Raw genomic sequence first — 21724 nt, 5'->3', positions numbered from 1 at the left:
ATGAAGCCTGACTTCACAGTAGATCCAGCCCTGTTACCGGCCCTGGCGGCCTTCGCCTGCGTGGCCAGGCATGCCAGCTTCCGTCAGGCGGCCATCGAACTGGCGGTTTCGCCGTCGGCCCTGTCGCAGACCATCCGCAACCTGGAGCGCCGTCTCGGCACCCGTCTGCTGCAACGGACCACGCGCAGGGTTGGGCTGACCGAAGCTGGCCAACGTCTGCTGCTCGATACCGCCCCGGCGCTGGCCCGGATCGGCGAGGCGCTGCATGCGGTGGAGGCCAACCGCGATGTCGCCACCGGCCAGCTGCGCATCACCGCGCCACGCTTCGCCATCGAATATCTGCTGCTGCCACACCTGCCCGCCTTCCACGCCGCCTACCCGCAGGTGGAAGTAGAGCTGTCGATGCAGGCGGCGCTGGTCGATGTGGTCGGTGAAGGCTTCGATGCCGGCATCCGCCTGGGCGAGGCGCTGGCCGATGGCATGATCGCGGTGCCGCTGGGGCCGCCAATGCGCTGGACGGTGGTCGCCGCGCCGGAATACCTGCAGCGGCATGGCACGCCGCAAACGCCTGAAGCGTTGATCGGCCATGCCTGCATCCGTCACCGCAACAGCAATGGCCGGGTGATGCCCTGGGAGTTCAGCCGTGATCACCGCGACTTCACCCTCGACGTCAGCGGGCCACTGCTGTTCAACGACAGCACCCTGGCCTTGCAGGCAGCGCGCGACGGGCTTGGCCTGCTGCAGATATTCGAAGCCATCGCCCGCGCCGACATCGACGCAGGTCGCGTGCATGGACTGCTCGATGACTGGCAACCGCCCTATCCCGGCTTCCATCTCTACTACCCATCGCGCGAACAGCTGGCACCCAAGCTGCGCGTGTTCCTCGATTTCATGCGTGCGGCCAATGCCGCAGGCTGATTGCCGCGTACTTGCAGACGGATCGCGCTTGCCTGCATCGCCACGGCAACGCAAGCTGACAGCCTGATCCCCGCGAGTCCACGCTTCCGGCATGCGCCGCCTCGACCGTCACCTCGGCCAACTCTGGGCCCACGAAAAAGCCAGCTACGGGCTGCGCGTGTTCATCGCGCTCACTGCCGCCATCGCCTATGGCTGGTACGACGGCCACCTTGAAGCCATCCCCGGCCTGTTCCTGGGCATCATCGCCAGCGCCATCGCCGAGACCGACGACAACTGGTGGGGCCGCACAAAATCCGTGCTGTTGTCGCTGCTGTGTTTCGTCGCTGCCGCGGCGGCGGTCATCGCGCTGTTCCCCTACCCCGTCCCCTTCATCAGCGCGTTGGCGTTGACCGCCTTCGGCCTGACTCTGCTCGGTGCACTGGGCGAGCGCTATGCCTCCATCGGCCAAGCCACGGTGACACTGGCCATCTACGCGATGATCGCGATGGACCAGCACCACAACGTCAGCCAGCAGCAGGCGCTGCGCGAGGTGATCCCGCTGCTGGTTGGCGCCGCCTGGTACGGCCTGCTGTCGATCCTGTGGACGGCGATGTTCGCCAACCGCCCGGTGCGCGAACGGTTGGCGCGCTTGTTCTTCGAACTCGGCCATTACCTGCAGCTCAAGGCCGACCTGTTCGAGCCGGTGCGGCAAGGCAATCTGGAAACACGGCGGTTGGCTCTGGCCGAGCAGAACGTGCGCGTGGTGCAGGCACTGAACATCGCCAAGACCGCCATCCTTAGCCGCTTCGGCCGCTCCGGCCGGCCCGGCGTGCAGTCAGGCCTGTACTTCCGCCTGTACTACATGGCGCAGGACTTCCACGAACGCGCCAGCTCCTCGCACTACCCATATGAAGCCTTGGCCGACGCCTTCTTCCACAGCGACGTGCTGTTCCGCTGCCGACGCTTGCTATCGCTGCAGGGCAAGGCCTGCCAGACGCTGGGTGAGGCCATCCGCCTGCGCCAGCCGTTCGACTACGGGGAACGCACCCGCGTTGCCGGCCAGGACCTGCAATCGTCATTGCAGTACCTGCGCGAGCAGCGCAATCCGCAATGGACGCGTCTGCTTGGCTCGCTACAACTGCTTGCCGCCAACCTGACCAGCATCGAGCGGCAGCTGTCCGAGGCTGCATTGGCGGATACACCACTGGAAGGCATCGATACCCGCCTGCGCGATTCCTCGCCGCACACCTTGCGTGAGATGGGCACGCGCCTGCGCCAGGCACTGACGCCGGGTTCGCTGCTGTTCCGCCATGGCGTGCGCATCGCGTTGGCGCTGATCGCCGGTTACGCGCTGCTGAAGGTGGTGCACCCGGAGAACGGCTACTGGATCCTGCTGACCATTGTCTTCGTCTGCCGGCCGAACTTCGGCGCCACCCGCCTGCGGCTGGTACAGCGCATCGCCGGCACCCTGCTCGGCCTGGGCGTGACCTGGGCGCTGATGCAGCTGTTCCCCGGCACCGGCCTGCAACTGCTGCTGGCGCTGGCAGCGGCACTGCTGTTCTTCATCACCCGCACCGACCGCTACCTGCTGGCCACGGCGGCAATTACGGTGATGGCACTGCTGTGCTTCAACCTGATCGGCAACGGCTTCGTGCTGATCTGGCCGCGCTTCCTGGACACCTTGATCGGCTGCGTCATCGCCGCCATCGCCTCGCTGCTGATCCTGCCCGACTGGGAAGGCCGGCGCCTGCACAAGGTGATGGCACAGGTGATTGCGACCAGCACCGCCTATCTGGACGAGGTGCTGGGCCAGTACCGCAGCGGCATGCGCGACGACCTGCCCTATCGCATCGCCCGCCGCGACATGCACAACGCCGACGTCGCGCTGTCGGTGGCCTTGGCGAACATGCTGCGTGAGCCAGGTTACGCACGCGGCAATCTGGATGCGGGCTTTCGTTTTCTTGCCCTGTCCAACACCTTGCTGGGCTATCTGTCGGCCTTGGGTGCGCATCGCGCGCAGGCTGATGCGGTCAATGAAGATGAGTTGGTTACGGGTGGACACCGCCAACTGCAGCAGTCGCTGGCTGCATTGGCTGCAGCCTTGGGCAGGCGCCAGCCGGCGGAACCGCAGGAAGACGAAGTCGCACTGGCCGATGTGCTGGAGCAGATGCCTGACGAAATCGATGAGAAGTCGCGGCTGGTGCGCACCCAGCTGGCCTTGATGCTGAGGCTGTTACCGAAGCTGAGGGCAGCGGCGGAAGAAGCGATGCTGCCAGCGTAGCGGCTGTGGCTGTCCCTTCCCCCGCAAGCGGGGGAAGGTGCCCGGAGGGCGGATGGGGGGACGCTTTGGCTTTGGCTTTGGCTTTGGCGTCAGGCCTCAACCACCGATTTACAGCCCCGTGCGCTGACGATCCGTCAACGGAGAGATTGCCAGCTTCGCGGCTTACGCCGCTCCTACAAAAGCCTGGCATGCACGCCCTTCGGCGAAGGTGCCGCAATTTGCTTCGCGGCTTACGCCGCTCCCACAACAGCACGGCGCACTGGCATGAAATACACCAGCAGGCCGATCGCTGAGACCGCACCACCCAGTACGCAGACGCCCGTCCAGCCATAGCGCGCCCAGGCCACCGTACTCAGCACCGAGCCACTGGCACCGCCAATGAAATAGCAGGTCATATAGGCCGAGGTGATGCGGCTGCGGGCGCTTTCATCCAACTGGTAGATCACGCTCTGGTTGTTGATGTGCACCGCCTGCACGGCGATATCCAGCAACAGCACGCCCACCACCAGGGCCGCCAGCGACACCGGCGCAAATGCCAGCACCACCCACGACAGCAGCATCATCAACAATCCGCCAACCGCCACCGCGCGGCCATGACCACGATCGCTCAGCTTTCCGCCGCTGCTGGCAGCCAGCGCACCGGCGGCGCCGATCAGACCAAACAAGCCGATCGTGGCGATCGAATAACCATAGGCGGGGCCGGACAGCAGGAATGCCAGCGGCGTCCAGAATATGCTGAAGGCCGCGAACGACAACGCTCCCAACAGCGAGCGCTGACGCAGCAGCGGCTCGTCACGCAGCAGCACCAGCACCGAACCGATCAGACGCGGGTAAGACAGCGTGGCGCTGGGCTGATGGGCGGGCAGCAGCCGCGCCAGCACTACCGCCAACACCAGCAGCGACACGCAGGCCACCCAGTAAATGCTGTGCCAGGAGCCCAGACCGGTCAGTACACCGGAGGCGGTACGCGCAAGAAGAATGCCCAGCAGCAAGCCGGCCATGATGGTGCCGACAACCCGGCCACGTTGCTCCGGTTCGGCAAGACCCGCCGCGTGCGCCACGATGATCTGTGCCGCCACCGCGCTGAGCCCGGACAGCGCCGTACCCACCAGCAACTGCATGAAGTGCGTCGCGGTCGCGCTGATCGCCAAACCCACCGCGGCCAGCACGAACAGCACCACGATCAGCCGACGCCGCTCCAGCCTGTCGCCCAGCGGCACGATCAGCATCAGCCCAACGGCATAGGCCAACTGCGCCACCGTCACCGCCCAGCCGGCCTCCTCGGCACTGATCTGGAACTCCTGCGCAAGGATCTGCAGCAAGGGCTGCGCGTAATAGTTGCCGGCCACGATCAGGCCGGTGGCTGCGGCCAGCAGCAGCACCTGGGCCTGGCTCAAGGGGCGGTTGTGGGATGGGGATGCGGGGGTATTCATGGGGGAGACCACGGCGGGAACAGGGGCAAGTCTGGGCCGCTGCCATCAATGACGCCAATGTATTGTTTTCATCCCATCCATCTGTTTCAGTGATGGCATGTTTACCCTGCGCCAGCTCGAGTTCGCCGTCGCCGTGGCCGAGGAAGGCGGTTTTACCGCTGCGGCGGCCCGCTGCCACACCGTGCAATCGGCGCTGAGCCATCAGATCGCGCGGCTGGAAGATGCCTTCGGCACCCGCCTGTTCGAGCGTAGCCATCGCCAGGTACGGCCCACCGCCGCCGGCGAGGTGTTCCTGCACAACGCCCGGCTGACCCTGCAGGCGGCAGCACGCCTGCAGGAGGAGATGGCGCTGACCCTGGGCACGGTGCGCGGCCGCATCAACATCGGCCAGATCACTTCGCTCAATGTGGTCGATGTGCCGGCACTGCTGGCTGCATTCCGGGCCGCGCACCCTGCCGTCGAGGTACACCTGAAAGCCGGCATGAGCGATGTGCTGCTGGCCGAACTGGAACAAGGCAGCCTGGACGTGGCGCTGGTCGGCGTTGGCCCGCAGATCACCCTGCCGCCGCAGCACCGTCTGTTGCATGAGGAAGGCCTGTCGCTGGTGATGCCCATCGATCATCCGCTGGCCAGTCTCGCGGCAATCCCGCTGCAAGCACTGCAAGGCCTGCCCTTGGCTGCCCTGGTGCCCGGTGCCGGGGTGCGGCGCATGCTGGATGACGCCCTGCGCGAACGTGGCATCCAGGCCCAGCTGCAATACGAGGTCACCCATAGCGAACTGCAGCAGCAACTGGTTGCCGCCGGCCTGGCGGTGGCGGTGGTGCCGGACAGCATGGCCGCGCGCATGCAGCGCACACTTGTGCGGCCGCTGGCAGAGCAGTTCCGTTTCCGCACCTGCGCGGTGTGGCGGGCCGACCCGACCCCGGCTGCGCGTGCACTGCTGGGACTGCTACCCGCAAGCGCCAGTTGAGAGAGATCTGCAATGCAAGCTCGGCTTGACCAATAGCGCCACGCGGTTCTGCTAATGTGCCGCGCAGCACCGAGGAGTCACGATGTCCGGCCACAACCAGTTCGCCCTGCTCAAGCAGCGCCGCTTCCTCCCGTTCTTCATCGTCCAGGCGCTGGGTGCGTTCAACGACAATATCTATCGCCAGGCGATCATCGGCCTGCTGTTCTACTTGGGCGTCAGCAGCGAAGAACGCACGCTCTACACCAATCTGGCGCCGGCATTGTTCATCCTGCCCTACTTCCTGTTCTCGGCACTTGCCGGGCAGATCGCCGAGAAGCTGGAAAAGCAGAAGCTCATCGTCATCACCACCACCATGGAAATCGTGGTGATGTCGCTGGCGGCAGTCGGCTTCCTTACCCAGAACATGCCGGTGCTGCTGGTCGCACTGTTCTGCACCGGCCTGCAATCCACCTTGTTCGGCCCGGTCAAATATTCGGTACTGCCATCCATCCTCAAGCCCGAGGAGCTGACCGGCGGCAACGGTCTGGTGGAAATGGGCACCTCCATTTCCATCCTCACCGGCATGATCGCCGGCGGCATGATCTTCGCGTTGGCCGGCGCCTATGGCCCGATCGTTGCCGCCGTTGCCATCATCGCGCTGGCGCTGATCGGCAACGTCACCGCACGCATGATTCCGCGCGTGGATGCCGGCGCACCGGAACTGAAGATCAACTGGAACCCGATCAGCGAATCGCTGGTGGTACTGCGCCTGGCCAAGAAGCAGAAGGCGGTACGCAACGCCATCCTTGGCGTGTCCTGGTTCTGGTTCTTCGGCACCGTCCTGACCTCGCAGCTACCAACCTATGCGGTGGTGAATCTGGGCGGCGACGAAGTCCTGTACATCTTCGCGCTGGCGCTGTTCTCGCTGGGCACCGGCGTCGGCTCGCTGCTGTGCGAGAAGCTATCCGGGCGCATCGTCGAAATCGGCCTGGTGCCGCTGGGCGCGTTCGGCATGAGTGCCTTCCTGCTGGATCTGTACTTCGCCCGTACCGGCGCGGTGACCGCAGCCGGACTGGATGTTGCCGGCTTCATCCAGCAGCCCGGCAGCTGGCGCATCATCATCGACCTGCTCGGCATCGGCCTGTTCACCGGCTTCTTCGTGGTGCCCTTGTTCGCGCTGATCCAGAGCCGCACGCCGAAGTCGGAAATGTCACGCGTGTTCGCTGCGCTCAACATCCAGAATTCCGGCTTCATCGTGCTGGCAGCGGTGCTGGGCCTGTTCACCCAGAGCGTGCTCAAGTGGAGCATCCCGCAGCTGTTCCTGGCGCTGGCCATCGCAAATATCGTGGTCGCGGCCTACATCTTCAGCATCGTGCCCGAGTTCCTGATGCGCTTCCTCAGCTGGGTGATGGTGCGCACCTTGTACCGGCTGCGGGTCAAGGGCGTTGAGGACAATGTGCCGGACGAAGGTGCCGCGCTGATCGTCTGCAACCACGTCAGCTACATGGATGCGCTGATCCTGTCAGCGGTGATCCCGCGCCCGGCGCGCTTCGTCATGTACTACCGGATCTTCAACGTGCCGGTGATGCGCTGGATCTTCAAGACCGCCAAGGCCATCCCGATCGCCAGCCCCAAGGAAGATGCCGCGCTGATGCAGCGTGCCTTCGACGAGGTGGATGCGGCGCTGGCCGAAGGCGAGCTGGTCTGCATCTTCCCCGAGGGTGCCTTGACCAAGGACGGCGAGATTGCCGCCTTCAAGTCCGGGGTGGAGAAGATCCTGGCCCGGCGCCCAGTTCCAGTGGTGCCGATGGCGCTGAAGGGCATGTGGTCCAGCATGTGGAGCCGCCGCGATTCCCGGCTGGGGCAGATGCGGGTGCCGCGGCGCTTCCGCGCGCATATCGAGGTTGTCGCCGGACCGCCAGTGGATGGCGCCCATACCGATGCCCCACAGCTGGAAATGCTGGTCCGCAAGTTGCGCGGTGATGAAGCCTGAGTAGGTGAAACCACTTTCCAGAAATGGGACAAGTGGCTAGGCTAGCCCCGTATGTGCCTGCCGGGGACCGCAGCACAGTTCAGGAGCAAGGGGATATATGGACAACGCCACGCCATCATTGCCAGCTGTACCGCCTGCGCCGCCAACCGCGCCGCAGCAGGTGCACCACTACTATCACCCGCAGAAATCCGGCGGGATAGCAGCGTTGCTGGAAGTGCTGCCGGGGTTTTTCCAGGTTTTCGGCATTGGCCACCTGTACGCGGGCAACGTCGCTACCGGGCTGATCATCATGTTCGGCTACTGGGCAATTGCCTTCGTCAACTTCCTGCTGTGCTTTGTCTTCATCGGCGTCATCACCTGGCCTCTGTGCTGGATCGCCACAATGATCATCTCGTCGCTGACTGCGGCGAATGCCTGCAAGTCCAAGTAACCCCCTGTTGTCCTATCGGAGAAATGGATGAACGCCGTCAACACCAACACCAGCATTCCCAATCACCTCGCGTGGTCGATCATCGCCACTGTTCTGGCTACCTGCCTGTGCTGCCCACTGGGCCTGGTAGGCATCGTTGCGATCGTGTTCTCCAGCAAGGTCAACACGCTGCTGAACCAGGGTGACCTGGAAGGCGCCCGTCGCGCTTCCAACAACGCCAAGACCTGGTGCTGGGTTGCTACCGGCATGGCCATCCTCGGCCTGCTGATCAACATCGGCTACTTCGCCATGGTCGGCAGTGCCGGTTACATGGAAATGCTGCAGCAGTACCAGTAATACCTTGGCGCTGACGCTTAAAACCGGCCACAAGCTTGCACTGGCCGGGATGGCTGTCGCCGTCCCGGCGGGTGCATGGTTGTTATGGAAATTCGATCCAAATGCTGCGGGCAATCCGTTTCCGCCCTGCATGTTCTACGCCTTCACTGGGCACTACTGCATTGGCTGCGGCTTGACCCGTGCACTGCATGCATTGGCCCACGGCGATGTAGTCCGGGCGTTCTCGATGAACCCCCTCGGCCTCATCACGCTGGCGTTGATTCCGCTGATGACCCTGTGGTCGGCGGGCTGGCAGCCGCGCTGGTTGAATCCACTGATGCGTGTGGTGATGGAGCCAAAGCTCTGGTTGATTTTGTTACCTTCGTATTGGATTGCACGCAACCTGCCGTGGTTTCCTTTCACCCTGCTCGCGCCAACCTGAAAGCCCTTTCAGGCGGTTGGTTCAGCTGCGCGCTGCGGCGCGCCGCAGCGCCTGCACGCCCAACGGCCTGCGTGGCGCGGATTGCACGCAACCTGCCGTGGTTTCCTTTCAACCTGCTCGCACCAACCTGAAAGCCCTTTCAAGCGGTTGGTTTAGCTGCGAGCGACGGGGGTGTGCCGGTAAGGCCTCTGCCGAGCATGGCTCGGCACTACGTGCAAACAAGAAACCCGGCTGTTGGCCGCAACCCTGCTCGCCCAAGCGGGCAGTCTACTGGCTCACCCCACCCAGCCGGCAATGACCAGCAGCGCCAGCAAGGTCATCCACAGCAGCAACATGCGCCAGACCAGGCTCATCGCATCGCGCAGTTCCGGGTAGCGTTCGTCTGCCGGCACCTGCCCTGCCAACCGCACTTCTTCGGCCTCCTCGACCAGCTCGGCGCCAACGCTGGCGCGTGCGGCCTCGGCCAGAAAACCAAGCTGCAGCGTCCAGCGATTGCCAGCAGCGCGACGCCAGGCCGAAAACACCGTGTCGAAATTACCCACCAAAGCCATCGACAACGTCATCAGCTGCGCCACCGGCCACTCCAGCAAGGCAAGCAGCAAATCACCGGCACGTCGCTCTTCAGTGGACAGCAGTTGTGATTGCAGACCTTGCGAAGACTGCGCCAGCAGCCGGTACAACACTGCGCCCAACGGCCCCAGCAACAGGAACCAGAACAGCGGTGCGAACCAGCGCCGCAGTGCATTGACTGAGGTCGCCTCAACCAGACCCGCGGCGTCCTCGCGCATGCTGCCGCCAGCGGCCTGCAGCCTGGATACCGCCAACGCAGCAGCAGCCTCGTCTTCGGCATCGATTACTGCTTCGACATCACGATCAAGATCGCGTGGCCCCCAGCACAGCGCCAGTACCGCAATGCCGAACAGCAAGGCGGGCAGACCGAACAGACGCTCGGCCAAGGCCCATTGCAGCAAGCCGATCAACAGTACGCAGGGCGCAATCAGCAGCAACACGCTGTAGCCTGCGGCCGATTCGCCCAGCTGTGCACGCAGCCAGCCCAGGCAACGCCCGAACCAGCGCCAATCCCGCAACGTCGCCAGCAGCGTGGGGGCCAGGTGGCCGAGCACCAGTGCTGCGATTACCGCTACCAAGGTTGTGAACATGCGATCCCTCCGGCCTGTGATTGTAGGCCCTGCCAACGTTGCAACGGCTGGCAACCCGTGCGGCGATCAATCCTCACGGCGCTGACTCTGGTACCACTGCTCGATCAGGGTGCGCGCTATCGACAGCTGCGGCGGCAGCAGGATCCCCTGCCCATCGTCGTTGCTCTCGCGCTGCAGCGCCGCGCCAACCTCCTCGACACTGAACCAGCGCGCGTCTTCCAGCTCACCATCCACCGTCGGCACGTCATCGTGCGCGCTGGCGCGGAAGCCCACCATCAAGGCGCCCGGGAACGGCCACGGCTGGGTGCCCTGGTACTGCGCCTGGATCACCCGCACACGCGCCTCTTCAAATACTTCACGGGCCACGGTCTGCTCGAAGGTTTCGCCAGGCTCGACAAAACCGGCCAGCACCGAATAGCGGCGCGCGACCCAGCTGCTTTGCCGGCCCAGCAACAGGCGGCCATTGTTTTCGACCGCGACGATCACCGCCGGGTCCACACGTGGATAGTGCTCGGTGCGGCATTGGTCGCAATGACCAATGAAACCGAAGCGACCAAACCGCACCGGCGAGCCACAGACGCCACAGAATCGATTGCGCGAATGCCAGTACGACATCCCGCGCGCATAGCAGAACACGTCGGCCACCTCGGCCGGCCAGGTCACCGCGGCCTGGCGCAGGTCCATGCGCTGCGGTGCACGCACGCTCAGCGTCGCCGCCTCGGCAACAAACCAGGCACGGCCTTCGCGCAGGCCAAGGAAGATCGCCGTACCCGGGCCGCCGCCCAGATCGTTGCCACTGAACAGCGCCGGTTGCCGATCATCATCGGCAAACGCGGTGCCATCGGTGTCCAACACCAGGATCCGGGCCGTTGGCCACAACGCGGCCAATGCATCGGCGTCGCCACGCAGGGTATCGGCACGGTCCAGGGGCGCACCGACAAAGGCGTGCCCGGCAAAGCGGGATTCAGAATTCAGCATCCGCCAGAGCCTGACGACAAAGCCGCACAAGCGCAACCAGCCGCAGTACGGCCGGAACGGCTTAGACCGAGAAGCTGCTACCGCAGCCGCAGGTGGTGCGGGCGTTGGGGTTGCGGATCACGAACTGGGCACCGGTCAGGCTTTCGCTGTAATCCACCTCGGCACCCATCAGGTACTGCAGGCTCAGCGGATCGACCAGCAGGGTCACACCTTCGGTGACCACGGCCAGATCGTCCTCGGCACGGTTTTCATCGAACTCGAAGCCGTACTGGAAGCCGGAGCAGCCGCCGCCCTGGATGTAGACGCGCAGGGCGAGCGCAGCGTTGCCCTCGTCCTGGATCAGCTCACGCACCTTGGAGGCAGCCGCCGGAGTGAAGTTCAGCGGACGGTCCAGGGACTGGTAATCAGGCGCCGGCTGCGCGCCGGGCAGGGAAACTAAGGTGCTCATGTCGCTCAGGATGGGGGCGGCAAGCCCCTGTTTCAAGCCGCAGTGGCTTCAGCTTTCTTGGACTTCTCAACGGCTTTGGCGTCCGGTGCCGGCAGCGCGGCCATCGCCGCGGTATGCAGCAGGCGGCCGTTGAGCTGTGCACCGGCGCTCATTTCCACCACGGTGTAATGCACGTTGCCGGTGACACGGGCGCTGGGGGTCAGCTCGATGCGTTCGCTGGCATGAACGTCGCCCTCCATGCTGCCACTGAGCACCACCACGGCGGCCCGTACCTCGCCTTCAATGCGGCCGTGTTCCGCCAGGGTCAGCATGGCCTTGGCGCCTTCCTCGGCAATCACCTTGCCGATGATGCGGCCTTCCACATACAGGCTGCCGCTGAATACCACGTCGCCGCGGATTTCCACCTGGGAGCCGATCAGCGCATCTACGGACAGGTCGGTATCGTGCTTGGATTTGCTTTTGAACATGTTTATTCCCCTCTGCCGTTGCCAGCGAGTTTCCAATCGAATGTCTGGTTGGAGCCCCCCCCGGATCCGGACAGGGAGACTCGCACACGTTGCGGTGTGAAATCCCGGGGCAGCATCACGCTACCGTCCAGTTGTTGAAAATAACGGAAGGAATAATCCTGCCCGGGCACGCCTTTGCGCTGATGTAGGTCATCCCAGCTGACGGTTGTCAGCTTTCCGTCCTTCACGCCCTCAACCGAGAACCGCATCTGGCCCTGGCTGATGGCACCGCGATTCAGGTTCTGGGTCAGCACCACGCTGTAATGCCAGGTGCCGGCCGCTTCCGGGGTGAACTCCACCGAATGGGTATTCAGCCCCTTGCGCTGGCTGGTGGAACCGACCAGGCGTTCATAGAAGGCAACGTCGGCGCGCAGGCCGGCAATCTCTTCGTCGCGCTCGGCCAGCGAGGCCTGCACTTCGCTGTTGGCGGCGCGACTGATTTTGTCCGATGCCTCCAGTGTGGCCTGGCGCTGGCGCAGCTCCTCCAACTGGCTGCGCTGCTGGCCTACCAAGGCTTCGCTCTGGCGCAGCTTCTCGCGCATGCCACCGGCGTCGGGAGAGGCGTAGCGCGCCGCCAGCCAGCCGACCAGCAGCAGCGACAGCAACCATACTGCCGCCAGAACAGCGATAGGCACCCAGCCTGGGCGCGGGGTCGCACCACCACGCGGGGTGATCTTGAAACGTGAAGACGGTCGGTTGGTCATGGCAGGCTCCAGTGCTCCCGGAAGGGCGACACCCGTGCTCGATCTGGAACGACGGGCCAGTGTAAACGACAGCAATGCACACGCGCTTGCGCTGTGGCGGCTGGCATTCACCGCAGGCATGCTCGATAGTTGTGGCCCTGCTCACCGTACCCCGGCCGGACTCTCCCCATGACCGAAGCCCACGTGTTCGTCATCGGCATCTTGCTGGCCTGGCTGGCCGGCATCCGCGTCTACCTGACCGTGTTCGGCGTTGGCATGGCCGGGCTGATGGGCTGGGTAGACCTGCCACCGGCATTGCAGGCCACCGAATCCTGGTGGGTGTTGGGCACCTCCGGCGCCCTGGCCGTGGCCGAGTTCTTTGCCGACAAGATCCCCGGGGTGGATTCGATCTGGGATCTGCTGCAGACGTTGGCGCGGGTTCCGGCCGGCGCCTTCCTCGCTGCTGCCACCCTGTCGCCCAATGGCGAACTGAGTACCGGTGTATTGGCCGCGGGCGCCGGCATCGCGCTGACCAGCCATGGCCTGAAAGCCGGCACCCGTGCCCTGCTCAATACTTCACCGGAACCGGCCAGCAACTGGGTGGCCTCGTTTGCCGAGGACAGCGTGGTGATCGGCACCTTGGCCCTGGCATTGGCGCACCCGTGGCTGGCGCTGATCTTCGTGCTCAGCGCCAGCATCATCGGCGCGCTGACGGTATGGCTGGTGTGGCGCATGCTATGGCGAGGGCTCAAGCGCATGTTCGCCAGCACCGACACGCCAGCTTCAGCAATGTCCAAGCCAGGTGACCACTCGCTGCCACCTGCCCCGTGACCACATAATTCCCCTCGATGGCCAGCAACGACACCCTTACCGCATCCAACCGCCCGCTGCGCGCGGAAACCCCACCGGCCGACTACTGGCAGCGTTGGAGTGTGCGCAATGCGCCACCCACCGAGGCCGTACAGGCGCAGCTCAAACCAGACGCCGACGCAGCTGCGGCAGCCATGGCCAGCGATGTCGGCGATGACACGCCCTACCGCGTGCTGATCGTCGAGGACAACCGCTCGCAGGCACTGTTCGCACAAAGCGTGCTGCATGGCGCCGGCATGCAGGCCTTCGTACAGATGGACGTGGAAGGTGTGCAGCAGGCCATCAGTGAACACCGCCCGGACCTGATCCTGATGGATCTGCACATGCCCGGGCTCGACGGCATGCGCCTGACCGCGATGATCCGCCAGCAGCCGCACCAGCAACTGCTGCCGATCGTGTTCCTGACCGGCGAAGCCGACCCGGACCGCCAGTTCGAAGTACTCGACTGCGGCGCCGACGACGTGCTGGTCAAACCGATCCGGCCGCGCCACCTGGTCGCCGCCGTCGCCAACCGCATCCGTCGCAACCGCATGCAGTCGCTGGGCAAGGCCGACGCCGGCCCATTGATGAACAACCCCGAGACCGGCCTACCCACCCGTCACAACGTGATGCAGCAGCTGCAAACTGCCATCGCCGAGCGGCAACCGGCCGGGCTGATGTTCATCGAGATCGCCAGCGCACTGGGGCTGCGCGAGCGCTATGGCTATGCCAGCTACGAGCGCTTGATGGTGCAGGCGGGGCAACGCCTGGCCGAAAACCTGCGCCCGCACCAGTTGGCACGGCTCAATGACAACAGTTTCCTGCTGCTCAGCCGCGGCATCGAAGAAGCGGCAGTGCCGGCCTTGGCGCAGCAGGTCCGTGATGGCCTGTCCGCGCAGCCGTTTGCACCACGCGAGGACGAATCGGTTTTCCTGCGCTGCGTGGTCGGCCACGCCAACCTGTCGCAGGACCTGAACGATGCCGACACCGCGCTGGAAGCAGTGGAGCGCACCGCCCTGCAGGCGCGCCTGAGCAGCACCGGCATTGCGGCCTACGAAAGCAACGACGTCGCCATCAACAACGAACATCTGGCCTTGCTCGATGGCCAGATCGAACTGGCCTACCAACCCATTGTCGCCGTCGCTGGCGGCGACACCGCGCAGTACCAGCTGCTGCTGCGCCTGCGCCAGAGCAACGGCACCTTGCTGTCCGCCGGCCAGGTGATTCCCGCGGCCGAAGCCGCCGGGCGCATCGCCGACCTTGACCAGCAGGTCGTCGAACACGCGCTGGGCCTGCTGCACCTGTACCAGTTCGCGCAGCCGCCGATGCGCTTGTTCGTCTCGCAGTCGCTGCGCTCGCTGTCGCGCAGCGCCTATGCCGAATGGCTGCTCAATGCGCTGCAGGAGCGACAGGTAGCCGGCAATGGGCTGGTCATCGATGTGCGTCTTTCCGACGCATTGGTACATGCGGTAAGCCTGCAGCAGTTCTGCGCGCAGCTGATGCCGGCCGGCGTGCAGTTCTGCCTGAGCCAGTTCGAACCCGGCGCCGAAGCCAACGCCCTGCTGAGCCAGCTGCCGCTGAGCTTCGTGCGCATGGCCGCTCGCTACGCCGAAAGCCATACCAACCAGAAGCTGCGTGACGAACTGCGCGGCACCATCGACCTTGCCCACCGCGCCAACCTGCAGATCATCGGCCAGCAGATCGAAGATCCGCAGGCTGCTGCTGCGATGTGGATGGGCGGTATCGACTTCATCCAGGGCAACGTGGTGCAACGCGCTGGCAGCGAGCTCAACTTCGACTTCCAGAACGCGGTGCTGTGAGCGCGGCCACGTCGGGCACTGCGCGCGGTTGGGCACTGCTGGCAGCAGGCTGCGCCGCTGCCGCGTGCGTGATCAGCTTCATTCCCGCTGTCCCTGCCATCGCCGCCACTGCCAGTGCTGGCGTCGCAGCGGTCGCAGCGCTGCTGGCAGCCATCGGCGCCAGCCGGCAACTACGGCAGGCGCATGCCCTGCAACTGCAGCTCGAAGAACGAGCACTGGAAAACACCCGCCTACGTGCTGCCGCGCAGGACCACAGCACACTGCAGGAAGCATTGCTGCAAGCCAAACAGGCCGCCGAAGCCGCCACCCTGGCCAAGGGCGAATTCCTGGCCACGATGAGCCATGAGATCCGCACGCCCTTGAACGGCATCCTGCCGATGCTGGAACTGGTGGCACAAGGCCCGCTGAGCCTGGACCAGCGCAACATGCTCGATACCGCCACCGACAGTTCACGGCAGCTGTTCCGCATTGTCGACGACATCCTCGATTACTCCAAGCTGGAAGCGAACCGCTTCGAGCTGGAAATCACCACCTTCAACCTGCGCGAAACCCTGGACGGGATGTTGCGGCTGATGCAGCGTGCCGCCGAGCACAAAGGCCTGCGCCTGTCGCTGCACATCGACCCTGCGGTGCGCCTGTCGGTGCGTGGCGACCCGGTGCGGCTGCGGCAGATACTGGGCAACCTGCTGGTCAATGCGATCAAGTTCACCGAACTGGGCGAAATCAGCATCCACGTAAAGCGCCTGGGCGAAACCGCTGCGCAGCATCGCCTGCGCTTTGAAGTACGCGACACCGGCATCGGCGTGGATACCAGCCAGCAACAGCGGCTGTTCAACGCCTTTACCCAGGCCGATGCGTCCACCACCCGCCTGTACGGCGGCACCGGGTTGGGGCTGGCGATCTGCAAGCGCATCGTCGACCTGATGCACGGCAGCATCGGCGTGCACTCCGAGCCCTTGCGTGGCTCCACGTTCTGGTTCGAAATCCCGCTGTTGAAAGTCATCGGCGACCTGCACCAGCCCGACCACCTGCGCAAAGTGCGCCAGATTCTGCTGGTCACCCCCGAGCAGCGGCTGCGCCAGCGGCTGCAGTTGATACTGCCGAACTGGGGCTACCAGCCGGTTGTCGCCAACAACCTGCAGGAAGCGCTGGAACGCCTGCGCAAGCCCACCGTGTCAGGTATTTTCCATGCCGTGATCGGCGACCTTGAGCCACTGCGTAACAGCGCCCCGGCCCTGCAGCGCGCGGTCGAACGCATGGATCAGAGCCGGCCACGGCTACTATGGCTATATGGCGACGCCCCGATCGCCGACGCACTGCGCGATGGCGCCACCCTGCTGCCGCGCCAACTACCCGATACGCAGTTGCGCAATGCCCTGGCCGAACCGTTACAGCTTGCACCCAGCCCAGCGCCTGCGTTCCTGCCGAGCAACGCCTTTGCGGCTGCGATAGCGCCTGTTGCAACAACGTCCACTTCGACAGCGGCAACAATTGCACCTGCAGCCCTCCCCGCAAGCGCACAAAGCAAGCCGGTGACAGCGCCAGCCGCAGTCACCAGCAACGCAAACACGAGCGCTGACCTGGCCGGCATGTTGGTGCTGTTGGTCGAGGACAACTCGGTCAACCTGATGGTCGCGCAGAAACTGCTGAAGGTCCTCGGCGCCAGCACCGAAGCCGCCGAGAACGGCGCCATTGCCCTCGACAAGATGCACGCCAAACGCTACGACGCGGTGCTCATGGACTGCCAGATGCCGGTACTGGACGGCTTTGCCGCCACCGGCCGTTGGCGCGAGCACGAAGCCAGCAGCGGCGCCAGCCAGCGACTACCGATCATCGCCATGACCGCCAACGCCATGGCTGGCGACCGCCAGCGCTGCCTGGACAGCGGCATGGACGAATACCTCTCCAAACCCATCTCCCGCGCACAACTCCTGAACTGCCTGCTGGCCTTCAAGCCAGCATCCATCGCAACTGCCGATCCGGTTACCAGCATGCCCAGCCCCGACCTCTCCGCCAATGCATTGGCCGCCGCCTCCACCGCCCATACCGATGGCATCACCGCCTCGATACTGGAGCGCAGCGTGCTGGATGAACTGTTCGAGATTGCCGGTGACGAGATCAACGCCATCATCGACGTGTTCCTGGACGAGACCCCGCAACTGGTGCGGCATCTGCAGGAAGCAGCGGTGATGCCCGACCTGAAGCGTCTGGGCGAACTGGCGCACAGCCTGAAATCTTCAAGCGCCAATGTCGGCGTACTGGCCTTGTCTGAAGCCGCGCGCCGGCTTGAGCACGGTGCGCGCAGTGGCACACTGGAGCGGCCCACCGTGATGGTGGCGCTGATCGTTGCCGAGTTTTCGCGTGCGCGCATGGCGCTGGCCGGCTATCAGGCCGATCAGCGCGCGCAAGCGCAGGAATGATCCCGCTGCGGCGGGATCAGTCTTCCAGCTTGGTGAGCAGGTAGTTCGGCTCGCCGATACGCTCGATCAGATCAAGCTGGGTTTCCAGCCAATCGATGTGCTCTTCCTCGGAATCGAGGATCTTCACGAACAGTTCGCGGCTGACGTAATCACTGATCGATTCGGCATAGGCGACTGCATCGCGCAGCACCAATGCCGCCTCATTCTCCAGCGCCAGATCGCACTTGAGGATTTCGGTGGGGTTTTCGCCGATGCGCAGCTTGCCCAGTGCCTGGAAATTGGGCAGACCTTCGAGGAACAGAATGCGATCGGAGAGCACGTCGGCGTGCTTCATCTCGTCGATCGACTCTTTGTATTCGTGTTCGGCCAGCTCGTTCAAGCCCCAGTTCTTCAGCATCTTGGCGTGCAGGAAGTACTGGTTGATGGCGGTCAACTCGTTGTAGAGGACCTTGTTGAGAAATTCGATGACCTTGGCGTCGCCTTTCATGGCGCTGACTCCGACTAGAGGAACGAGCGCACTTTACCGGTTGCCGGCAGACAATGAAGGAACGCGAATCGTGATCATTAGCCACCGCCGTAGGCGGTGGCGGCAAGGCCTGTTCAGGCCGCCCGCAGCAGCGGTAAGGGCAGCTCGCGGGTAGCGCGTGCCTGCTCCAGCAGACCGGCCGCCATGTCCAGGCAGGAACCGCAGTTGGAGCCGCAACCGGTACGCATGGTCAGCTCAGACACCGTGTCGCAGCCGGCAAGCGCGGCTTCACGGATCTGGTGATCGGTAACTCCATTGCAGATGCAAACGTACACGGCTTGACGCCCCTGAACCCGGCACGTATCGGCCGTGTCAGTATTCAATCGCAAATGCGAATGGTTGTCAATTTCGGGCGTTAATCATTATTAATCTTCTTCCCTCGCCAGACCCCTGGACGCCGCGGGCGCTTGCGCGGCCGCTCATGGCCAGCACTGCTACCCGGCATCCACGCCTCCTGTGCGGACGCCGGCATCGCCTGCACACCCTGGCCTGCGATGCCGCGCGCCAAAGGCGCCAGATGGCGCAGTGCACGCGCGTAAACGCCACGCTTGAAGATGACCACGTGCTCGACCGGATACCAGAAGTCGACCCAACGCCAGTGGTCGAACTCCGGCGTATCGGTTTCATCCAACCGCACATGCGCTTCGTCGCCGGTCAGGCGCAGCAGGAACCAGACCTGCTTCTGACCGATGCAGACCTGCTTCTCGGTGTGACGGATCGCCCGCGGAGGCAGCCGGTAGCGAAGCCAACCGGGAGTCGCCCCCAGGACTTCAACGTGTTCAGGCAGCAGGCCGGTTTCTTCCTGCAATTCGCGATACATGGCCTCGACCGGGGTTTCATCGGTATTCATACCGCCTTGCGGGAACTGCCAGCCATCCCGGCGCACGCGTCGTGCCCAGAACACCTGCCCGTCTTCCCGCATCAGCACTATGCCGACGTTCGGTCGATAGCCGTCCGGATCGATCACGATGCGGACTCCTAAAATTTCTACTGCCGAGGACTCTGCCATGGCTGCTGTCATGCCACAAGCACAGAAATACCTGTTGACAAAACGGCACGACACCACCAGAATTACCGGCTCCCAAGGCTATGTAGCTCAGCCGGTTAGAGCACAGCACTCATAATGCTGGGGTCGGTGGTTCGAGTCCACCTATAGCCACCATGGGACGCAGGTTGAACCTGCACTACAGCCCCGTCGCCAAGCGGTAAGGCATCTGACTCTGACTCAGACATTCGGAGGTTCGAATCCTTCCGGGGCTGCCAAACATGAAAGGCCTGATCGAAAGATCAGGCCTTTTTTCTATTCAGGACCTTCACACCCAGACCAACCAACAGGCCGGGTGTGCGATAATCGTCACGCACCATAGCCCCGTCGCCAAGCGGTAAGGCATCTGACTCTGACTCAGACATTCGGAGGTTCGAATCCTTCCGGGGCTGCCATTTATAAAAAGGCCAGATCGAAAGATCTGGTCTTTTTTTGTGCCTGAAGTTCCGGGCCATGCACGACCTCATGCCTCGGCTTCAGCACCTGCCCCAGCCTTTGCTCATATGCCGTCATTCCCGCGCAGGCGGGAATCGCTCTGGCTCCAGCCCCGGCCCTGGCTCTTGCATTTGTCACCAGCCATGCAGACCCAAGGCCAGAGCAAACGACAAAAGACCCACAACCCAAGAGCGATTCTCGCCTGCGCGGGAATGACGGCATACAGCGAAAGCCAAACCAGAAACAAAACCCCAAAACGACAAAAGCCCGGCCAAGGCCGGGCTTTTGCTTTCCCAGTGGGATTCCGAAGAATCCCACCCCGAAGCGATTAACGCTTGGAGAACTGGGTGGCGCGACGTGCCTTGTGCAGGCCGACCTTCTTACGCTCGACTTCACGGGCGTCACGGGTCATGAAGCCAGCCTTGCGCAGCTCGGACTTCAGGGTTTCGTCGTATTCGACCAGCGCACGGGCGATGCCCAGACGGATCGCACCGGCCTGGCCGGTGGTGCCGCCGCCGGCAGCAGTGACAAGAATGTCAAAGCTTTCGGTGTTCTGGGTCAGTTCCAGCGGCTGACGCACGATCATGCGTGCAGTCTCACGGCCAAAGAACTCGTCCAGCGGACGGCCATTGACGGTGATGTTGCCAGTGCCCTTGCGCAGGAACACGCGAGCGGTGGAGGACTTGCGGCGGCCAGTGCCGTAGTTTTGAGTGATAGCCATGATTAGATATCCAGAACCTGCGGCTGCTGTGCTGCGTGCGGATGCTCAGTGCCTGCATAGACCTTGAGCTTGCGGTACATCTGACGACCCAGCGGGCCCTTCGGCAGCATGCCCTTCACAGCGGTCTCGATGACGCGCTCCGGGTGACGCTCCAGCGCCTGCTCCAGGGTTTCGGTCTTCAGGTTACCGATGTAGCCGGTGAAGCGATGGTACTTCTTGTCCTTCAGCTTCTTGCCGGTTACAGCAATCTTGTCGGCATTGATGACGACCAGGTAATCACCGGTGTCAACATGCGGGGTGTAGACCGGCTTGTGCTTGCCACGCAGGCGGCGAGCCAGCTCGGTGGAAAGACGACCCAGCGTCTTGCCGGCGGCGTCAACGAGGTACCAGTCGCGCTGGACGGTCTCGTTCTTTGCAGTGAAAGTGCTCATAAAGAACTCAGGTAGGTCGGGCTGGTTACGGCGAGATGAACCACCGGAACTTTGCCACGCGTTGTGAAGGTGAAACAGAAGAGGCGGGATTGTACTGGCCGTACGCCCCCAGCGCAACTCAGCCCCTGAACAGGCACCTCGCCCCGGCCTTGGCAGGCCGCGGGCCAGCGGCGAGAATCGGGCATACCCCACTGCACTGCCCCGCCATGATCACCGCCCGCGTACATACGCCATTGGACCACCTGCTGACCGAAGCCCAGCGCGCCCTGGACACGGTGTTCGGCAACCCGCCAGCCGCCCGCCCCAATCCGGCCGGCGACACCCCCGAGGTGGTACTGGAACCGACCGAGGCCCGCCACGCGGCCGGGCTGATGCGCATCAACCACGTCGGCGAAGTCTGTGCGCAGGGGCTGTATTTCGGCCAGGCAGCGGTCGCCCGCGACCCGGCCACACGTGCACATCTGCTGGAAGCCGCGCAGGAAGAGACCGATCACCTGAGCTGGTGCGCCGACCGCCTGCGCGAGCTGGACAGCCGCCCCAGCCTGTTCAACCCGCTCTGGTACGCCGGCAGCTACACCATCGGCACCCTGGCCGGCCTGCGCGGCGACGGCTGGAACCTGGGCTTCGTGGTGGAAACCGAGCGTCAGGTGGAAGCACATCTGGACGAGCACCTGCAGACCCTGCCGCCGGCCGACCAGCGCAGCCGCGAGATCCTCAAGGTGATGAAGCTCGATGAAGCCCGCCACGCCGAGCACGCCGAACATGCCGGCGCGCGCAAGCTGCCGTTCCCGATCCCGTCGGTGATGGCACTGGCCTCCAAGGCGATGAAGGCCGTGGCTTACCGGGTATAACGCTCCACCTGTAGAGCCCACCCCAGCGCGCGGGGGGGCCGAGCGGGGTAGTCACGGGCGCGCCTGGGGGGGGGGGTCAAGGGGGGGGGCTTTGGATAATCGGCCCTCGGC

22 protein-coding genes and 3 tRNA genes are annotated in these 21724 nt (G+C 64.1%); 14 read left to right on the top strand and 11 right to left on the bottom strand.

Translation table 11 applies throughout. From position 1 onward, the window contains the following. On the top strand, nt 1-918 hold the full coding sequence (locus ACVOLL_RS07700) for a LysR family transcriptional regulator (protein WP_481512439.1): 918 nt from the start codon (nt 1-3) through the stop codon (nt 916-918). 91 nt (nt 919-1009) lie between these two features. Continuing rightward, entirely contained in the window at nt 1010-3178 is a 2169-nt protein-coding gene (yccS, locus tag ACVOLL_RS07695; RefSeq protein ID WP_481512357.1) for a YccS family putative transporter, read from the top strand. A gap of 230 nt (nt 3179-3408) precedes the next feature. Here the strand turns inward: yccS and ACVOLL_RS07690 are convergent, their stop codons facing one another. Continuing rightward, complete coding sequence (locus ACVOLL_RS07690) at nt 3409-4611, bottom strand: MFS transporter (RefSeq protein ID WP_481512356.1); 1203 nt, start codon at nt 4609-4611, stop codon at nt 3409-3411. A 97-nt stretch (nt 4612-4708) separates the two neighbouring features. Between ACVOLL_RS07690 and ACVOLL_RS07685 the strand changes: the two genes are divergently transcribed. The 5 genes from ACVOLL_RS07685 to ACVOLL_RS07665 all read left to right on the top strand — a co-directional run bounded on the left by ACVOLL_RS07685 (nt 4709) and on the right by ACVOLL_RS07665 (nt 8740). After that, nucleotides 4709-5581: a LysR family transcriptional regulator gene (locus ACVOLL_RS07685; RefSeq protein WP_481512355.1), complete on the top strand. Its 873-nt coding sequence runs from the start codon at nt 4709-4711 to the stop codon at nt 5579-5581. A gap of 82 nt (nt 5582-5663) precedes the next feature. Beyond that, the gene (locus ACVOLL_RS07680; RefSeq protein WP_481512354.1) at nt 5664-7553 is read left to right on the top strand and encodes an MFS transporter; all 1890 of its coding nucleotides are present in this window, start codon (nt 5664-5666) and stop codon (nt 7551-7553) included. 97 nt (nt 7554-7650) lie between these two features. Next, nucleotides 7651-7983, top strand: a complete 333-nt coding sequence (locus ACVOLL_RS07675) for a hypothetical protein (RefSeq protein ID WP_481512353.1) — start codon at nt 7651-7653, stop codon at nt 7981-7983. 27 nt (nt 7984-8010) lie between these two features. Beyond that, nucleotides 8011-8319 carry a CD225/dispanin family protein gene (locus ACVOLL_RS07670; protein ID WP_481512352.1) on the top strand — a complete coding sequence of 103 codons (309 nt, stop codon included), beginning with the start codon at nt 8011-8013 and terminating at the stop codon, nt 8317-8319. Between the two features lie 10 nt (nt 8320-8329). After that, nucleotides 8330-8740: a DUF2752 domain-containing protein gene (locus ACVOLL_RS07665; RefSeq protein ID WP_481512438.1), complete on the top strand. Its 411-nt coding sequence runs from the start codon at nt 8330-8332 to the stop codon at nt 8738-8740. A 275-nt stretch (nt 8741-9015) separates the two neighbouring features. Here the strand turns inward: ACVOLL_RS07665 and ampE are convergent, their stop codons facing one another. The 5 genes from ampE to ACVOLL_RS07640 form a co-directional block, all read right to left on the bottom strand. Further along, the gene (ampE, locus tag ACVOLL_RS07660) at nt 9016-9900 is read right to left on the bottom strand and encodes a regulatory signaling modulator protein AmpE (protein ID WP_481512351.1); all 885 of its coding nucleotides are present in this window, start codon (nt 9898-9900) and stop codon (nt 9016-9018) included. Between the two features lie 66 nt (nt 9901-9966). Beyond that, nucleotides 9967-10878, bottom strand: coding sequence for an NAD(+) diphosphatase (gene nudC / locus ACVOLL_RS07655; RefSeq protein WP_481512350.1), 912 nt, complete (start codon nt 10876-10878; stop codon nt 9967-9969). A gap of 61 nt (nt 10879-10939) precedes the next feature. Then, nucleotides 10940-11326 carry an iron-sulfur cluster insertion protein ErpA gene (erpA, locus tag ACVOLL_RS07650; RefSeq protein WP_481510238.1) on the bottom strand — a complete coding sequence of 129 codons (387 nt, stop codon included), beginning with the start codon at nt 11324-11326 and terminating at the stop codon, nt 10940-10942. Between the two features lie 32 nt (nt 11327-11358). Next, nucleotides 11359-11793, bottom strand: coding sequence for a bactofilin family protein (locus ACVOLL_RS07645; RefSeq protein WP_481512349.1), 435 nt, complete (start codon nt 11791-11793; stop codon nt 11359-11361). A gap of 2 nt (nt 11794-11795) precedes the next feature. After that, the gene (locus ACVOLL_RS07640) at nt 11796-12536 is read right to left on the bottom strand and encodes a DUF6776 family protein (protein ID WP_481512348.1); all 741 of its coding nucleotides are present in this window, start codon (nt 12534-12536) and stop codon (nt 11796-11798) included. 168 nt (nt 12537-12704) lie between these two features. On the opposite strand from ACVOLL_RS07640, the gene ACVOLL_RS07635 reads away from it, so the two are divergent. Genes ACVOLL_RS07635 through ACVOLL_RS07625 form a run of 3 tightly spaced genes read left to right on the top strand, consistent with a single transcriptional unit; the run spans nt 12705 to nt 17604 of the window. After that, nucleotides 12705-13346 (top strand): DUF4126 domain-containing protein, encoded by a 642-nt coding sequence (locus ACVOLL_RS07635; protein WP_481512347.1) that lies wholly within the window; start codon nt 12705-12707, stop codon nt 13344-13346. Between the two features lie 17 nt (nt 13347-13363). Beyond that, the gene (locus ACVOLL_RS07630; protein WP_481512346.1) at nt 13364-15184 is read left to right on the top strand and encodes an EAL domain-containing protein; all 1821 of its coding nucleotides are present in this window, start codon (nt 13364-13366) and stop codon (nt 15182-15184) included. Beyond that, a complete protein-coding gene (locus ACVOLL_RS07625; protein WP_481512345.1) occupies nt 15181-17604 on the top strand; it encodes an ATP-binding protein in 2424 nt (807 codons plus the stop codon). The genes ACVOLL_RS07630 and ACVOLL_RS07625 overlap by 4 nt, the downstream gene beginning before the upstream one ends. Nucleotides 17605-17620: 16 nt before the next feature. On the opposite strand, the gene bfr is transcribed toward ACVOLL_RS07625, so the two are convergent. The 3 genes from bfr to ACVOLL_RS07610 all read right to left on the bottom strand — a co-directional run bounded on the left by bfr (nt 17621) and on the right by ACVOLL_RS07610 (nt 19097). Next, complete coding sequence (gene bfr, locus ACVOLL_RS07620; protein ID WP_481510232.1) at nt 17621-18091, bottom strand: bacterioferritin; 471 nt, start codon at nt 18089-18091, stop codon at nt 17621-17623. 113 nt (nt 18092-18204) lie between these two features. Beyond that, on the bottom strand, nt 18205-18405 hold the full coding sequence (locus tag ACVOLL_RS07615; protein WP_296249808.1) for a (2Fe-2S)-binding protein: 201 nt from the start codon (nt 18403-18405) through the stop codon (nt 18205-18207). Between the two features lie 80 nt (nt 18406-18485). After that, on the bottom strand, nt 18486-19097 hold the full coding sequence (locus tag ACVOLL_RS07610; protein WP_481512344.1) for an RNA pyrophosphohydrolase: 612 nt from the start codon (nt 19095-19097) through the stop codon (nt 18486-18488). 118 nt (nt 19098-19215) lie between these two features. Here ACVOLL_RS07610 and ACVOLL_RS07605 point away from each other — a divergent pair. From ACVOLL_RS07605 to ACVOLL_RS07595, 3 genes are all read left to right on the top strand, one after another. Further along, a tRNA-Met gene (locus tag ACVOLL_RS07605) sits at nt 19216-19292 on the top strand. A gap of 26 nt (nt 19293-19318) precedes the next feature. Beyond that, a tRNA-Gln gene (locus tag ACVOLL_RS07600) sits at nt 19319-19393 on the top strand. A 102-nt stretch (nt 19394-19495) separates the two neighbouring features. Then, a tRNA-Gln gene (locus ACVOLL_RS07595) sits at nt 19496-19570 on the top strand. A gap of 368 nt (nt 19571-19938) precedes the next feature. On the opposite strand, the gene rpsI is transcribed toward ACVOLL_RS07595, so the two are convergent. Then, nucleotides 19939-20331: a 30S ribosomal protein S9 gene (gene rpsI / locus ACVOLL_RS07590; protein ID WP_057626426.1), complete on the bottom strand. Its 393-nt coding sequence runs from the start codon at nt 20329-20331 to the stop codon at nt 19939-19941. A 2-nt stretch (nt 20332-20333) separates the two neighbouring features. Beyond that, on the bottom strand, nt 20334-20762 hold the full coding sequence (rplM, locus tag ACVOLL_RS07585) for a 50S ribosomal protein L13 (protein ID WP_282273385.1): 429 nt from the start codon (nt 20760-20762) through the stop codon (nt 20334-20336). Between the two features lie 206 nt (nt 20763-20968). Here rplM and coq7 point away from each other — a divergent pair, with 206 nt between their 5' ends. Further along, a complete protein-coding gene (coq7, locus tag ACVOLL_RS07580) occupies nt 20969-21613 on the top strand; it encodes a 2-polyprenyl-3-methyl-6-methoxy-1,4-benzoquinone monooxygenase (RefSeq protein ID WP_481512343.1) in 645 nt (214 codons plus the stop codon). Nucleotides 21614-21724: the final 111 nt, after the last annotated feature.

The organism is Stenotrophomonas sp. STEN035, assembly GCF_056759935.1.
Note: the sequence above shows the minus strand (reverse complement) of the source record. Positions and strands in the feature narration are given on the sequence as shown.

Excerpts from the sequence above, each read along its gene's own strand:
- ACVOLL_RS07640 (WP_481512348.1), bottom strand. The coding sequence starts at position 12,536 with ATGACCAACCGACCGTCTTCACGTTTCAAGATCACCCCGCGTGGTGGT.
- ACVOLL_RS07685 (WP_481512355.1), top strand. The coding sequence starts at position 4,709 with ATGTTTACCCTGCGCCAGCTCGAGTTCGCCGTCGCCGTGGCCGAGGAA.
- bfr (WP_481510232.1), bottom strand. The coding sequence starts at position 18,091 with ATGAAAGGCGACGCCAAGGTCATCGAATTTCTCAACAAGGTCCTCTAC.
- ACVOLL_RS07630 (WP_481512346.1), top strand. The coding sequence starts at position 13,364 with ATGGCCAGCAACGACACCCTTACCGCATCCAACCGCCCGCTGCGCGCG.
- rplM (WP_282273385.1), bottom strand. The coding sequence starts at position 20,762 with ATGAGCACTTTCACTGCAAAGAACGAGACCGTCCAGCGCGACTGGTAC.
- coq7 (WP_481512343.1), top strand. The coding sequence starts at position 20,969 with ATGATCACCGCCCGCGTACATACGCCATTGGACCACCTGCTGACCGAA.
- ACVOLL_RS07690 (WP_481512356.1), bottom strand. The coding sequence starts at position 4,611 with ATGAATACCCCCGCATCCCCATCCCACAACCGCCCCTTGAGCCAGGCC.
- ACVOLL_RS07670 (WP_481512352.1), top strand. The coding sequence starts at position 8,011 with ATGAACGCCGTCAACACCAACACCAGCATTCCCAATCACCTCGCGTGG.
- rpsI (WP_057626426.1), bottom strand. The coding sequence starts at position 20,331 with ATGGCTATCACTCAAAACTACGGCACTGGCCGCCGCAAGTCCTCCACC.
- ACVOLL_RS07675 (WP_481512353.1), top strand. The coding sequence starts at position 7,651 with ATGGACAACGCCACGCCATCATTGCCAGCTGTACCGCCTGCGCCGCCA.
- erpA (WP_481510238.1), bottom strand. The coding sequence starts at position 11,326 with ATGAGCACCTTAGTTTCCCTGCCCGGCGCGCAGCCGGCGCCTGATTAC.
- ACVOLL_RS07680 (WP_481512354.1), top strand. The coding sequence starts at position 5,664 with ATGTCCGGCCACAACCAGTTCGCCCTGCTCAAGCAGCGCCGCTTCCTC.
- ampE (WP_481512351.1), bottom strand. The coding sequence starts at position 9,900 with ATGTTCACAACCTTGGTAGCGGTAATCGCAGCACTGGTGCTCGGCCAC.
- yccS (WP_481512357.1), top strand. The coding sequence starts at position 1,010 with ATGCGCCGCCTCGACCGTCACCTCGGCCAACTCTGGGCCCACGAAAAA.
- nudC (WP_481512350.1), bottom strand. The coding sequence starts at position 10,878 with ATGCTGAATTCTGAATCCCGCTTTGCCGGGCACGCCTTTGTCGGTGCG.
- ACVOLL_RS07635 (WP_481512347.1), top strand. The coding sequence starts at position 12,705 with ATGACCGAAGCCCACGTGTTCGTCATCGGCATCTTGCTGGCCTGGCTG.
- ACVOLL_RS07645 (WP_481512349.1), bottom strand. The coding sequence starts at position 11,793 with ATGTTCAAAAGCAAATCCAAGCACGATACCGACCTGTCCGTAGATGCG.
- ACVOLL_RS07700 (WP_481512439.1), top strand. The coding sequence starts at position 1 with ATGAAGCCTGACTTCACAGTAGATCCAGCCCTGTTACCGGCCCTGGCG.